The sequence below is a fragment of the Jatrophihabitans sp. genome (assembly GCF_051960575.1).
In the GTDB taxonomy this organism is placed as follows: Bacteria; Actinomycetota; Actinomycetes; order Mycobacteriales; family Jatrophihabitantaceae; genus JBQCEE01.
Genome location: NZ_JBQCEE010000233.1, coordinates 1 through 13315, shown reverse-complemented (window position 1 = coordinate 13315; position 13315 = coordinate 1). Strand labels below are relative to the sequence as shown.

Sequence of the window (13315 nt, the reverse complement as noted above, 5' to 3'; positions counted from 1 at the left end):
CACACCAGGGGCCCCGCCCCCAACCCAAATACCTCCTCACGGGGTAATTTTCGGGGCCCCCCATCGCCCGGTGGGGGCCCGGCCCGCCCGGCGCCACCACCGTTCGTGATGTCCTGCTTCAGCCCCTACCGCCGAGAGGCGTGATCGCCACAATGGACGACGGAAACCGCACCGGCCGCGTCCGCACCCGCATCGCAGCGCCGGAGGCGGCCGCACCGCCCGAACCGGAGGCGCGCGTGACCGATCCCCACCTGCCGTCCACGCTGGGCGAGACCCAGCCGTCGGACGACCGCAGCATCCCGCCCGTCCCGCACGACGACCCGGCGGTCATCGGCTCGGCGCAGCCGCTCGGCATCCTCGCCGACGACGGCCCGCGCGTGCTCGGCGCCGGCTCGTCCAGCATCGGCGGCGGCAAGAAGCGTGTCGGTGACCGCGTGTTCACCGCACTCACCACCGGCGCCGGCGCGTTCGTGGTCGCGCTGGTGCTGCTCGTCGCCGCCTTCCTGCTGTACTACGCGATCCCGGCGATCCGCGACGACAAGGCCAACTTCCTGACCTCGCGGTCGTTCCTGGTCTCCGGCTCGTTCAAGACCGAGACCTTCGGCATCGCCGGCCTGCTCTGGACGACCGTGCTCATCTCGGTCTTCGCGATGCTGCTGGCGGTGCCCGTCGCCGTCGGCATCGCGCTGTTCATCACGCACTACGCGCCGGCCCGCCTGTCGCGTCCGGTCGCCTACGCGGTCGACCTCCTCGCGGCGATCCCGTCGATCATCTACGGCATCTGGGGCGTCTTCTTCCTCGCGCCGCACCTGACCGGCGTGCAGACGTTCCTCACCGACGTGCTGGGCTGGATCCCGATCTTCAAGGAGAGCGCCGGCGGCGTCGGCACGGTCTTCGACGGCGGCGTCGTGCTCGCGATCATGATCCTGCCGATCATCACCGCCGTCTCGCGCGAGGTCTTCCAGCGCACGCCGCGGGCCAACATCGAGGCCGCCCTCGCCCTCGGCGCCACCAAGTGGGAGATGGTGCGCATGGCGGTGCTGCCCTACGGCCGCCCCGGCGTGATCAGCGGCGCGATGCTCGGCCTCGGCCGGGCGCTCGGCGAGACCATCGCCGTCTACCTGGTCGTGCGCTCGGCGGGCGAGGGTGCCGACTTCGACCCGTCGCTGTTCGGTCACGGCTCGACGTTCGCCGCCCGCATCGCGAGCGGTGGCGACGCCCTGTTCGCCCACCCCGGCCCGTTCATCGCCGCCGGCCTGGTGCTGTTCGCGCTGACCTTCCTGGTCAACGCGGCCGCCCGCGCCGTCGTCAACCGCCGGAAGGACTTCGTCTGATGGCCACGCTGACCGTCCCCGTCACGACCTCGCCGTTCGGCACGCCGTCGCGCAAGCGCAAGGTCAAGAACCAGATCGCCGCGACGCTCATCGGCGCCTGCTTCCTGATCGCGCTGGTGCCGCTGGTCTGGCTGCTGCTCACCGTCATCACCAAGGGCTGGCACGTGCTGCAGGCCGCCTCGTGGTGGACCGACGACCAGCGCAGCACGTCGCAGTACACCGTGCCCGGCGGCGGCATCGCGCACGCGCTCATCGGCACGCTCGAGCAGGTCGCCATCTGCACCGTCATCGCGGTGCCGGTCGCCGTGCTGACCGCGGTCTACCTCGTGGAGTACGGGCGCGGCCGGTTCCGGTCGATCGTCACGTTCATGGTCGACATCCTCACCGGTGTGCCGTCGATCGTGGCCGCGCTGTTCATCTACGCCGTCTTCATCATCGGCTTCGGTGCCGACTTCGCCGGCATCTGGGTCTCGCTGGCGCTGGTGCTGCTGATGATCCCGGTCGTGGTGCGCACGACCGAGGAGATGCTGAAGCTGGTGCCGAACGAGCTGCGCGAGGCGTCCTACGCGCTCGGCGTGCCGAAGTGGAAGACGATCCTCAAGGTCGTGCTGCCGACGGCGTTCAGCGGCATCCTCACCGGAATCATGCTCGGCATCGCCCGTGTCGCCGGCGAGACGGCGCCGCTGCTCATCCTCGCCCAGTACGGCGCGAACACGAACCTGAACCCGTTGAGCGGCAACCAGGCGGCCCTGCCGACGATGATCTTCCACGAGTTCCCGAACGCCGGGAACACGTCCGGCGGCAAGACCAACCCGTTCACGGGCGCCAAGGAGAGCATCACCAACTACGCGACCGGCCGCATGTGGGGCACCGCGCTCACGCTGATCCTGCTCGTCCTCGTCCTCAACATCGTCGCCCGGCTCATCGCCCGGCGCTCCAAGGTCTCGAACTAGAACCGGAACAGGGAGTTCCCGTGGCCAAGCGCCTCGACGTCAAGAACCTCAACGTCTACTACGGCAAGTTCCTCGCCGTCGAGGACGTCAACCTCACCATCGCGCCGCGCTCGGTGACCGCCTTCATCGGCCCGTCCGGCTGCGGCAAGTCGACCGTGCTGCGCACCCTCAACCGCATGCACGAGGTGATCGCCGGCGCGTCCATCAAGGGCGAGGTGCGCCTCGACGGCGAGGACATCTACGGCAACGACGTCGACCCCGTCGACGTCCGCCGCACGATCGGCATGGTGTTCCAGCGGCCCAACCCGTTCCCGACGATGTCGATCTACGACAACGTCGTCGCCGGGCTCAAGCTCAACAGCGGCAAGATGAAGAAGTCCGAGACCGACTCGGTCGTCGAGAAGTCGCTGCGCGGCGCCAACCTCTGGGACGAGGTGAAGGACCGCCTCGACAAGCCGGGTGCCGGGCTCTCCGGCGGCCAGCAGCAGCGGCTCTGCATCGCCCGCGCCATCGCCGTTGATCCGCAGGTGCTGCTCATGGACGAGCCGTGCTCGGCGCTCGACCCGATCTCGACGCTGGCGATCGAGGACCTCATCCAGCAGCTCAAGGAGCGCTACACGATCGTCATCGTCACCCACAACATGCAGCAGGCCGCGCGGGTGTCGGACAAGACGGCGTTCTTCAACCTCGCCGGCGTCGGCAAGCCCGGCCAGCTGGTCGAGATCAACGACACCAAGACGATGTTCTCGAACCCCACCGACCGCCGCACCGAGGACTACATCAGCGGCCGCTTCGGCTGAGCCGGTCCGCGTCCGGCGTCAGGGCTTGCGGACGATGAGGCCGAGGTTGTTCCAGCGGGCGGTGAGGCGGCCGCGCGAGAGCGCGGCCACCAGCCGCAGGCCGGCGTCGACGAGCGGGGCCAGGCGGCCGAACTTGTCGATGAAGTAGTAGGTCGCGTAGAGCTGCTCGACGACGAGCCCGCGATCGGCGGCCCAGGCGCGCAGGCCCCGCTCGGAGACCACGCGCTCGTACACGACGGGGTACGGCGCGTGCCCGGGCTTGCCGGCGTCCGGGAAGCGCTCGACGTACTTCTTGAACCAGATGTGGGTGCGGTGCGGGGTGTGCCGCGCGACGAAGCCGAAGACCGAGTCGCGGTCGGGCACACGCAGGATCAACCGCCCACCCGGGCGCAGTGCCGCGACCATGCGGTCGAGCACGAGCTCGGCGCCCTCGACGTGCTCGAGCACGTACGAGCAGTAGACGACGTCGAACTCGCCCTGCGGCAGGTCGACGTCGCGCAGGTCGGCGACGATCATCTCGTCGATGTCGCCGTGCTGCTGCTGGCGCAGCTTCATCGCCTCGGCGTCGAGGTCGACACCGGTGATGGAGAGGTCGAGTCCCTCGGGCTTCAGACCCCAGCGGTTGCCGCAGCCCGCCTCGAGCAGGCGCACCCGTCCGTCGCGGGCCGAGGCCTCGATCGCCCCGATCATGCGGCGCCGCTCGTCCGGCACCTGTCGGATCACCTGCACGACTGTCCCCTCCCCCGGTGGCCGCGCGTCGGCGAGGCCTCGCAGCAGTATCCGATCCCCTGTCGATCGGCGCCACCGCCGACCCGCTCGCACATTGTGATCGGGACTACCGGCGCGTAAACTTCGCTCTATTGATCCCTGCTCAATAGTGGAGTGAAGGTGCCCGACTACGACGTCCTGGTGATCGGTTCAGGATTCGGCGGCAGCGTGACGGCGCTGCGGCTCACCGAGAAGGGCTACAAGGTCGGCGTCCTCGAGGCCGGCCGCCGGTTCGCCGACCACGAGCTGCCGAAGACCTCGTGGCGCGCCAAGGACTTCCTCTGGGCGCCGAAGCTCGGCCTGTTCGGCATCCAGCGCATCCATGTGCTCAAGGACGTGCTCGTGCTCGGCGGCGCGGGCGTCGGCGGCGGCTCGCTGAACTACGCGAACACCCTGTACGTGCCACCGAAGCCGTTCTTCGACGACCCGCAGTGGGCGCACATCACCGACTGGCAGGACGAACTCGCGCCGCACTACGACCAGGCCCAGCGCATGCTCGGCGTCGTCCAGAACCCGACCGTGACGCCGGCCGACGTCGAGATGCAGAAGCTCGCCGCCACCTTCGGCAAGGCCGACACCTACCACGCGACGCCGGTCGGCGTGTTCTTCGGCCGCGACGGCCGGCAGGAGCCGGGCCGCACCGTGCCCGACCCGTTCTTCGGCGGCGAGGGCCCCGAGCGCACCGGCTGCACCGAGTGCGGCGGCTGCATGACCGGCTGCCGCTACGGCGCCAAGAACACCCTGGTCAAGAACTACCTGTACCTCGCCGAGAAGAAGGGCGCCGAGGTGCACCCGCTCACCACGGTCACCAAGGTCGTGCCGCAGGCCGGCGGCGGCTTCGCCGTCGAGACGACGCCCACCGGCTCGCTGCTCAAGGGCAGGCGCAAGGGACGCACCTTCACCGCGGACAAGGTCGTCTTCGCCGCCGGCACCTACAACACCCAGAAGCTGCTGCACGAGCTGCGCGAGTCGACGATGCCCGAGATCTCGCCGCGCCTGGGTTACCTGACGCGGACGAACTCCGAGGCGATCCTCGGCGTCCTCGTCGACAAGCCGCAGGCCGACTACACGCAGGGCGTCGCGCTCACGTCGTCGTGGCACCCGAACGACCACACGCACATCGAGCCGTGCCGGTATGCGAAGGGCAGCAACGCGATGGGCCTGCTGCAGGCCCCGATCACCGAGGGCGGCAGCCGCGCCTACCGACTCGCGCAGGTCGTGAAGGTGCTGTCCGCCAAGCCCTGGCTGTTCTGGAAGCTCGTGCCCCGCAAGTGGTCCGAGCGGGCGCTGATCCTGCTGGTGATGCAGACGCTGAACAACTCGATCACGGTCACCCGCCGGACGACCAGGTTCGGGCGCCGCAAGATGACGTCCACGCAGGGGCAGGGTGAGCCCAACCCGACGTGGATCCCGGTGGCGAACGAGGCGGCCGAGAAGCTCGCCGAGCAGGTCGACGGGTTCGCCGGCGGCACGTGGGGCGACATCATGAACATCCCGATGACCGCCCACTTCATCGGCGGGTGCGCCATCGGCGACTCGCGCGAGACCGGTGTCATCGACCCGTACCACCGCCTCTGGGGCTACGCGGACGCGTACGTCGTCGACGGCGCCGCCCTCAGCGCGAACCTCGGTGTGAACCCGTCGCTGTCGATCACCGCGCAGGCCGAGCGGGCCGCCGCGCTGTGGCCGAACAAGGGCGAGGTCGACCAGCGCCCGGGCCAGGACGAGCCCTACCGCCGCCTCGACCCGATCGCGCCCCGCGACCCCGCGGTGCCCGACCACGCACCGGCCGCGCTGCGCCGCGTGCCGCTCGGCATCCCGACGGTGCGCACCGCCTGAGATCACCCGCACACGTGCCACGAGGGCACCGCTCGTACCCGAGCGGTGCCCTCGATCGTTCCTCAGTTCAAAGGAGCGTCCGACGGGGTACGTTGGGTCCAACGTCGGGGGACGAACGGAAGTGATCTGCATGGAGCACTCACACGAGCACGGATCGCCGATCACTCGCCTGGGCGATGTCTGGGGGCACTACGGGGGCGAGTCGCTCATCGTCGCCATCGCCGCGTCCATCCTCGTCGGCCTCTTCCCGCAGCCCGGCTACGCCGGCCTCGGTCTCGCCCTCGCGATCATCGCCGGCGTGGTCGGCGGCTTCGTGCTCATGCGGCGGCACGACCGGCGCCTCTGCGAGATGTGCATGGCGCACATGCCGCTGAACCCCTCGGCCGAGGCCGAGCGCAAGAAGTGGCGCTTCTGGCTCGCCCACAACGGCAGCGAGATGCGCTTCGTCGGCCCGTACCTCGCCGTCGTGCTCGGCAGCTCATTCGCCTACGACTACATCGGCAAGTGGGTGTGGGCGGCGATCCAGGCCTCGCTCATCTACCTCGTGCTCGCGCAGGTCACCCACCGCCGGCTGCAGCCGTGGTGCCCGTGGTGCCGCAGCGGCGGCGACGGCGTGCCCGAGTCGCCCGAGGTGCTGCCCGAGGACGACCGCCTGCTGATCTGACGCCGCGTCAGGTGCCGGCGAGCGCCTGCACCACGCGCGACGGGCTCGGGCGGCCGAGGTGGCCCGCCATCCAGACGCTGGTCTCGACGAGCCGCCCGAGGTCGACGCCGGTCTCGATGCCGAGGCCGTCGAGCATCCAGACGAGGTCCTCGGTGGCGAGGTTCCCGGTGGCGTTCTTCGCGTAGGGGCAGCCGCCGAGCCCGCCGGCGGAGGCGTCGATCGTGGTGATGCCGCACTCGAGCGCGGCCAGGGTGTTCACCAGCGCCTGCCCGTAGGTGTCGTGGAAGTGCACGGCCAGCCGCTCGGCGCCCACGCCGGCGTCGGCGAAGGCCGCCAGCAGGGCACGCACGTGGCCGGGGGTGCCGACGCCGATGGTGTCGCCGAGCGAGAGCTGCGAGCAGCCGAGCCCGAGCAGTCGCGTCCCGACCGACACGACCTGCTCGATCGGCACGTCGCCCTCCCACGGGTCGCCGAAGCACATCGACACGTAGGCCCGCACGTCGAGCCCCGCGTCGCGGGCCCGCGCCACCACCGGCGCGAACATCGCCAGCGACTCGTCCACCGTGCGGTTGAGGTTCCTGCTCGCGAAGGTCTCGGTGGCGCTGCCGAAGATCGCGATGTCCCGGACGCCCAGTGCCAGGGCCCGGTCGAGGCCGCGTTCGTTCGGCACCAGCACCGGGTAGCGCAGGCCCGGGCGTCGCTCGGCCGTCGTGAGCAGCTCTTCGGCGTCGGCCAGCTGCGGCACCCACTTCGGGTGCACGAAGCTGGTCGCCTCGATCGTCGTCAGGCCGGCGTCGGCGAGGCGGGCGAGGAACTCGGCCTTGACGCCGACCGGCACGGTCCCGGCCTCGTTCTGCAGCCCGTCGCGCGGGCCGACCTCCCAGATCGTCACGCGGTCGGGCAGATCGGCACGGGGCACCCGTTGCGGTGAACGCATCCGTCCATCGTGCTCCACTAGCGTCGCCTCGTGTTCCTCTCCCCCGACGGCCTCGCCTTCGTCACCGAACGGCACCTGGCGACGCTCACCACGCTGCACGCCGACGGGCGACCGCAGGTCACGCCGGTCGGCTTCACCTGGGACGACGCCGCCGGGCTGGCGCGGGTGATCACCAGCGGCACGAGCGTCAAGGCGCGCAACGCCGAGCGCGGCGCCCCGGTCGTGCTCTGCCAGGTCGACGGACGCCGCTGGCTCAGCCTCGAGGGCACCGCGACCGTCGCACGCGACGCCGACGCGGTGCGTGACGCCGAGCGCCGCTACGCCGAGCGGTACCGCGTGCCGCGCGAGAACCCGCACCGGGTCGCGCTCATGATCGCGGTCTCCCGTGCCTATGGATCGGCCGTCCTCCTGGCGGGTCGTCCGGTACAGCCCGGCACACCGGGGGCAGACTGAGCGGGTCACCCCCGTGCAGTCCGGGGTCCTGCCGGTCGGGCGGTGATGCGGGAGAGACCGCACGTCGACCTTGGCGGCTCTGGGGTGCTCCTGGGCGCGCCGACCGCCAAGGTCGACGCCGCGGCGCACGCGTCGACCTCAGGTCGTGGCGACCGGTCCGGCGAGATCCCACCGCGGGTCGGTCGTCTGCCACTCGAGGTCGCGGGCGCGCACCGGCTCACCGCACTCGGCGCAGACACCGCCGGTGCGGTAGTCGTGATCGCGGTGCTTGAGGCGCACAGGCGGCGTCTCGACCGCCCACCGGTCGCCCCACTCGCGCAGCGCCTGCAGCACGTGCGCGAGCTCGCGGCCGGCCTCGGTGAGGTGGTACTCCGACCGGGGCGGTGACGCCTGGTACTGCCGCGCCTCGACGACTCCCGCGGCGACGAGGTCCTTGAGCCGCGCGGCGAGCCGGTCACGCGGTGCGCCGGTGTTGCGGGCGATGGCACTGAAGCGATGGTTGCCGAAGCGCAGCTCGCGCACGATCAGCAACGACCAGCGGTCGCCGACGATCTCGAGCGCCGCCGCCACCGAGCACGGGCGACCGGCCACGGTGGGGACGTCGAGCGGTCGGGTGGTCACCCGTCAAGGTTTGCATATCAAACCGTCGACCGCTACCGTCCCCCACCATGACGGTTGGAGAATCAAACCTACGCGGACGCCGGCGGTTCGCCCTGGTCGTCATCGCGGCCGCGGTCTTCATGGCGAACCTCGACCTCTGGATCGTCAACGTCGCCTTCGTCGACATCGCGCGTGACCTCGGCGGGTCGTTGAGCGCCGTGTCGTGGGTGCTGAACGCCTACGCCGTCACCCTGGCGGCCCTGCTGGTGCCGGCCGGACGCCTCGGCGACCGTCTCGGCCACCGGCGCGTGTTCCTCGGCGGCGTCGCGCTGTTCACCGTGGCGTCGGTGCTCTGCGCCGCGGCGCCGGATCTCGGCAGCCTCGTCGCGGTGCGGGTGCTGCAGGCGGCGGGCGCGGCCGCGCAACTGCCGACCTCGCTGGCGTTGCTCATGGCGTCGGTGGCCGCCGAGCGGCGCACGAACGCGACGCGGGGCTGGGCGGCCGTCGGCGCCGTCGCCGCCGTCTGCGGCCCCGTGCTCGGGGGCCTGCTGGTCGCCGCATCCTGGCGCTGGGTCTTCCTCGTCAACCAGCCGATCGGCCTCCTGGCCCTGGCGGCGGGCGTGCGCACGCTGCCGCGCCCGCCCGCCCGCGAGCGCGAGCCGTTGCCCGACCTGCTCGGCGCGGCGCTGCTCACCGTCGCCGTCGCCGCGATCACCGGTGCGCTCGTGCAGGCGCCCGACTGGGGCTGGACGGCCCCGGGCACGGTGGCGCTCGCGGTGGCCGCGGTGCTCGGCGCGGTGCTGTTCGTGGAACGCTGCCGCACGCACGAGCGGCCGGTGCTCGAACTGCCCCTGCTGCGTGTGCCGCGCTTCCGCACCGCGACCGTCGCCCTGATCGCGTTCAGCGCCGCATTCGCGATCATGCTGCTGTCGAACTCGCTGTGGTGCCAGGAGGTGTGGGGCTGGTCCGCGCTGCGCACCGGCCTCGCCCTCGGGCCCGGCCCGCTCATGGTGCCGCTCACGACGGTGGCATCGGCGCGGCTGCTGCACCGGTACGGCGCGGGGCGGCTCACCGCCGCGGGCGGCGTGCTCTTCACCGCCGGCTTCGTCTGGCGCATCGCCACGGCGGGCGCTGGCACGGGCTACGCCGTCGACCTGCTGCCGGCCATGCTCGTCGGCGGCATCGGCGTCGGGCTGGCCATGGGCACGCTCATCGCGGCCGGCGCGACCGCGCTGCCGCCGGAGCGGGCCGCCACCGGCTCGGGTCTCATCAACTCGGCGCGGCAGGTCGCGTCCGCGCTCGGGGTGGCAGTGCTGGTGACCGTGCTGGCCCGTGGCGGCGACCCGCTCGCGCACTTCCGGCTGGCGTGGACGATCGCCGCCGGGCTGGCCGTGCTGTCGGCCGGGCTGGGGCTGCGCATCCCGTCGGCCGCCCCGGTCGTCACGGCTGTCCCGGTTCGTCCCGTGGCCGTCGATGACGAAGCGGGGACGGTGGTCGCGACGGGCTGATGCGCGACCAAGATCCGTGGCAAGCTCCGTGCCACTGATCGACAGGAGCGTGTCATGGGTGCACCGCCACCGCCCGTCGCCGGCTCGCCGTATCCCGGGTGGGTCTGGGACGCCGCGCAGCAGCGCTGGGTGCAGGCGCCCGTCCAGGCGCCCGTCCCGCCGGCCGGCGCGTGGGCGGGCGGGCCGCCGCCGAATGGGTGGCCCGCCACCCCGCCGCCCGCGGGCCCGTCGGTCGGGCAGCACCTGAAGCGTGCCGTCGACTGGAACGTCAGCGACATCGCCGTCACGTCGCGTGAACGGGCGGCACTCGAGGCCGCGGGGGTGCACGAGCCGCGCATGCAGGCATTGCTGACCTGGCGGCGCAGCACGATGCTCGTCGCGCTGCCGATCCTGCTGCTCGGCGTCGTGCTGTCGGCCGTCGACGCCGGCTCGGCCGACGACCCGTCGGTCGCCGGCGTCACGCTGCAGCGCACCGCGCTCGGCGAGCTCGCCCGCTGGCTGCCGACGCTGGCGCTCGCCCTCGTGCCGCTCGCCGCGGTCGTCGGAGTACGGCGCTGGACCGAGCTGCGGCGCACGTCGCGCGTGCTCATCGGGTGCTGGGCGCTGTCGATCCTCATCCCCATCGCGACCGCCCTGCTGCCGATCGACACGCTCATCGACTTCGATCCGCTGCGGCAGTTGGCGAGCGAGAACGACCTGGCCAACGGCGGCATGACGGCCACCGAGCAGGTGCATGCGCTCGTGCTCTCGCAGCGCGTCGCCGCCGCCGTCAGCTACGCGCTCGCGCTGCTGCCGGTGATCATCACGGTGCCGGCGGGCGTCATCAAGGGCGCCGGACGCATGCGCTTCCTCTTCCCCGCGGCCGCCCTGCCCGGCTGGTTCCTGCTGTCGACCGCGCCGTTCTACTCGATCTTCCTGGTCGTCGTCTTCATCCTCATCGACCAGATCATCGGCAACTTCCTGCTGGTGCTCGGCGTCGGCCTGCTCGCCTTCGGGCCGTGGCTGTTCGTGCTGCGGCGCAAGGTCTACGGGCGGCCGATGACCATCGCCGAGGCCCGCGTCGAACTGCCGAAGGCCGGTCGCGTCGGCGGGTGGATCAACCTCGCCGCGCTCGCGTGCATCGTGCTATTCCTGCTCACCGCGAAGGTCGAGGGCACGCACGTGCTCGGCAGCAGCGGCGACACCGACGCCGGCACGGCCGTGTTCACCTACGTGCAGGCCGCGCGCACCGCCGTCGAGGTGTTCGGACGCAACCTCGTCACGGCCGTCGTCTTCGCGATGATCTTCCTGTCGATGGTGTTCGCCGAGTGGCGGGCGACCAAGGCGCTCCCGCCGCAGACCCTCGCCGAGCACGACATGGAGATGCACGCGCTGCGGCGCTACGCCGAGGGCTGACGACGTGATGTGCGTCGACCGTCGCGCGATCCGGCCGGTGCGCCGGTAGGTTCTGCTGCCATGGTCGACATCCACCACGAGGGCGCAGCGAAGGCACCGCTGTCGGTCGCGTTCGCCTACATCGACGACTACCGCACCACGCCGCAGTGGATGTTCGGCCTCGCCGACTTCCGTCCGGTCGGCGCGAAGGACCAGGGCCTGGACGCGGTGTTCGAGGGCACGTTCCAGGTCAAGCCGGTGAAACTGAGCTCGACGGTGCAGATCACGGCGTGGGAGCAGGACGCGCTGATCCGGATGGAGTCGATCAAGGGCTTCGTCAACCGCTCGACGTGGCGCTTCGAGAAGCTCAGCGACACCGAGACCAAGATCGTCGTCGACTTCACCTACGAGCTGCCCGGCGGGCTGGCCGGCAAGGCGTTGGGCAAGGCGCTCGAGCCGATCGTGGCCCTCTCGATCCGGCACAGCGACGCCGCGCTGCGCAAGCACATCGAGGAGCGCTACGCCGCGAGCGGCGGGGGCGCGTAGGCCCACCGGGGCACGCACGCGTGTCCTGCCTGTTGGCGGCGCTCGCGGCGCTGCTCGCGCTGGCCGTCCCGGCCTCGATCGCGCCGTCGAGCCTTGCCGGCGCCTACGTCGTGATCATCGTCCTCGGCCTGCTCGCGGTGGTCGGCCTGGCCGCACAGTCGCGCCGGCCGCGCGAGACGCCGCGCGCGCTGCTGCCCGACGTCGTGAAGGTGGCGGCCGTCGCCGTCGCGTACGCCGTGGTGGTCACGTTCATCCACGCGGCGGCCTGACCCGTCAGGCTCACGGACCGCAACTGCCCGGAGCCAGCCCGGTGCCTGCGAGCCGGAGGCCGGTCGCGCGTACCGCGACCGCGTGCACGGACACGTCGGTGAGCACCAGGTCGCCCGTCGGCACGGACGCGGGGTCGGGCGGTGCCGCGGCGGACAGCGCGATCGGGGCGCCCGCGACGGACGCCTGCAACGACGTGGCGTCGATGACCAGCCCGGACGGCGCCGCCCCGTCGGCGGCGGAGAGCACGAGCGCGGGGCCGCCACCGCACCCGGTGGACATGACGAGCTCGGACGCGGTGGCCGCGGCGATGGTGAAGCGCAACGCCGCGACCGCGCCGGCGGCCGAGGGCACGCTGACGACGCCCGCGTAGGCGAACCCGGTGGTGGTCAGTCGCGTGGCGGTGAGCGAGACCGGCACGGGCGCGGGTGCTGCGGCCGGACGAACGGTCAGTGACGGCGGCAGGCGAGGGACGGGCCCCTGGCCGAGCACGAGGGGCAGCGCGACCGCGGCCACCGTCAGCGGCGCGCGTCCGACGGCGCGGCGCACCGGCCTCGTGGACACGCTGTCACCCGGTGGCGCTGTCCACGGCCACGCCGGTCGGCAGCACCGCGGTCTCGTCGTCCGCAGGCGGCGTCGGCGGCGTCGTCGGCGTTGGTGTCGTCGTAGTCGGCACGGACGGTTGCCTGTCCGGCGGCAACGGCCGCCAGGCCCACCCCATCGCACCGCCGATGATGCCGAAGAGCATGCCGATCAGGAAGCCGCCGAAGTTCGAGGTGATGAGTGAGAAGACCGAGAACAGCGCGGCGAGGATGCCGACCAGCGTGTGGAAGTGCGGCGCGAACCAAAGACACAGGCCCATCACCCCGACGAGCACGCCGACGAGGATGCCGGCCCACACGACCGTGCCCGAGATCAGGATCAGCTGGATCACGGTGAACGGGCCGTAGGCGATGATCGTCGCGCCGATGAGGCACCAGAGCCCGGCCCAGAACGGCCGCGTCCGGCGCCAGCGCCGGAACCCCAACCGGGCGCGGTGGAGCCGCGACCCGTCGAACTGCGGCGACCGCGGGCGAGGCGACGGCCGAGCGGCGGGCACCTCCTCGGCGGGGTCGGCGCCGCCGTCCTCGGCGAGAAGGGCGTCGATCCCGACCGACTCCTCCTCGGGCGCCGACATTGCGTCGGCGGCCCCGGTTGCGTCGGGTCGATGGCGCGAGAGACGCAACGCGGACCGTCGCCGGCGCCGCCGGACCGGCCGGAGCTGTGGCTGAG

15 protein-coding genes are annotated in these 13315 nt (G+C 71.9%); 10 read left to right on the top strand and 5 right to left on the bottom strand.

The annotated features are described in order from the left end of the window. Positions 1-353 precede the first annotated feature (353 nt). Genes pstC through pstB form a run of 3 tightly spaced genes read left to right on the top strand, consistent with a single transcriptional unit; the run spans position 354 to position 3087 of the window. Complete coding sequence (gene pstC / locus ACTHMS_RS12870; protein ID WP_440307067.1) at positions 354-1334, top strand: phosphate ABC transporter permease subunit PstC; 981 nt, start codon at positions 354-356, stop codon at positions 1332-1334. Further along, positions 1331-2287, top strand: a complete 957-nt coding sequence (pstA, locus tag ACTHMS_RS12865; protein WP_440307066.1) for a phosphate ABC transporter permease PstA — start codon at positions 1331-1333, stop codon at positions 2285-2287. The genes pstC and pstA overlap by 4 nt, the downstream gene beginning before the upstream one ends. Before the next feature lie 20 nt (positions 2288-2307). After that, complete coding sequence (pstB, locus tag ACTHMS_RS12860) at positions 2308-3087, top strand: phosphate ABC transporter ATP-binding protein PstB (protein WP_440307065.1); 780 nt, start codon at positions 2308-2310, stop codon at positions 3085-3087. Positions 3088-3105: 18 nt separating this feature from the next. Here the strand turns inward: pstB and ACTHMS_RS12855 are convergent, their stop codons facing one another. Beyond that, complete coding sequence (locus tag ACTHMS_RS12855; RefSeq protein ID WP_440307064.1) at positions 3106-3810, bottom strand: class I SAM-dependent methyltransferase; 705 nt, start codon at positions 3808-3810, stop codon at positions 3106-3108. A 165-nt stretch (positions 3811-3975) separates the two neighbouring features. Between ACTHMS_RS12855 and ACTHMS_RS12850 the strand changes: the two genes are divergently transcribed. Both ACTHMS_RS12850 and ACTHMS_RS12845 read left to right on the top strand, forming a co-directional pair. After that, positions 3976-5694 carry an FAD-dependent oxidoreductase gene (locus ACTHMS_RS12850; RefSeq protein ID WP_440307063.1) on the top strand — a complete coding sequence of 573 codons (1719 nt, stop codon included), beginning with the start codon at positions 3976-3978 and terminating at the stop codon, positions 5692-5694. A 130-nt stretch (positions 5695-5824) separates the two neighbouring features. Further along, entirely contained in the window at positions 5825-6358 is a 534-nt protein-coding gene (locus ACTHMS_RS12845; RefSeq protein ID WP_440307062.1) for a hypothetical protein, read from the top strand. Positions 6359-6365: 7 nt separating this feature from the next. Here ACTHMS_RS12845 and ACTHMS_RS12840 read toward each other — a convergent pair whose 3' ends face one another. After that, positions 6366-7295 (bottom strand): hydroxymethylglutaryl-CoA lyase, encoded by a 930-nt coding sequence (locus ACTHMS_RS12840; RefSeq protein ID WP_440307061.1) that lies wholly within the window; start codon positions 7293-7295, stop codon positions 6366-6368. 30 nt (positions 7296-7325) lie between these two features. On the opposite strand from ACTHMS_RS12840, the gene ACTHMS_RS12835 reads away from it, so the two are divergent. Then, complete coding sequence (locus ACTHMS_RS12835; protein ID WP_440307060.1) at positions 7326-7748, top strand: PPOX class F420-dependent oxidoreductase; 423 nt, start codon at positions 7326-7328, stop codon at positions 7746-7748. A gap of 138 nt (positions 7749-7886) precedes the next feature. Here the strand turns inward: ACTHMS_RS12835 and ACTHMS_RS12830 are convergent, their stop codons facing one another. Beyond that, a complete protein-coding gene (locus tag ACTHMS_RS12830; protein ID WP_440307059.1) occupies positions 7887-8369 on the bottom strand; it encodes a winged helix-turn-helix transcriptional regulator in 483 nt (160 codons plus the stop codon). A gap of 47 nt (positions 8370-8416) precedes the next feature. Between ACTHMS_RS12830 and ACTHMS_RS12825 the strand changes: the two genes are divergently transcribed. The 4 genes from ACTHMS_RS12825 to ACTHMS_RS12810 are packed head-to-tail and all read left to right on the top strand — an operon-like array spanning position 8417 to position 12045. Further along, positions 8417-9856, top strand: a complete 1440-nt coding sequence (locus ACTHMS_RS12825) for an MFS transporter (protein WP_440307058.1) — start codon at positions 8417-8419, stop codon at positions 9854-9856. A gap of 54 nt (positions 9857-9910) precedes the next feature. Continuing rightward, the gene (locus ACTHMS_RS12820) at positions 9911-11251 is read left to right on the top strand and encodes a hypothetical protein (protein WP_440307057.1); all 1341 of its coding nucleotides are present in this window, start codon (positions 9911-9913) and stop codon (positions 11249-11251) included. Positions 11252-11311: 60 nt separating this feature from the next. After that, positions 11312-11776, top strand: coding sequence for an SRPBCC family protein (locus tag ACTHMS_RS12815; RefSeq protein WP_440307056.1), 465 nt, complete (start codon positions 11312-11314; stop codon positions 11774-11776). Between the two features lie 20 nt (positions 11777-11796). Then, complete coding sequence (locus ACTHMS_RS12810; RefSeq protein ID WP_440307055.1) at positions 11797-12045, top strand: hypothetical protein; 249 nt, start codon at positions 11797-11799, stop codon at positions 12043-12045. 10 nt (positions 12046-12055) lie between these two features. Here ACTHMS_RS12810 and ACTHMS_RS12805 read toward each other — a convergent pair whose 3' ends face one another. Together ACTHMS_RS12805 and ACTHMS_RS12800 are read right to left on the bottom strand one after the other, a co-directional pair. Next, the gene (locus tag ACTHMS_RS12805) at positions 12056-12607 is read right to left on the bottom strand and encodes a hypothetical protein (RefSeq protein ID WP_440307054.1); all 552 of its coding nucleotides are present in this window, start codon (positions 12605-12607) and stop codon (positions 12056-12058) included. A gap of 4 nt (positions 12608-12611) precedes the next feature. Then, positions 12612-13220: a DUF6114 domain-containing protein gene (locus ACTHMS_RS12800; protein ID WP_440307053.1), complete on the bottom strand. Its 609-nt coding sequence runs from the start codon at positions 13218-13220 to the stop codon at positions 12612-12614. Between the last annotated feature and the right edge of the window lie 95 nt (positions 13221-13315).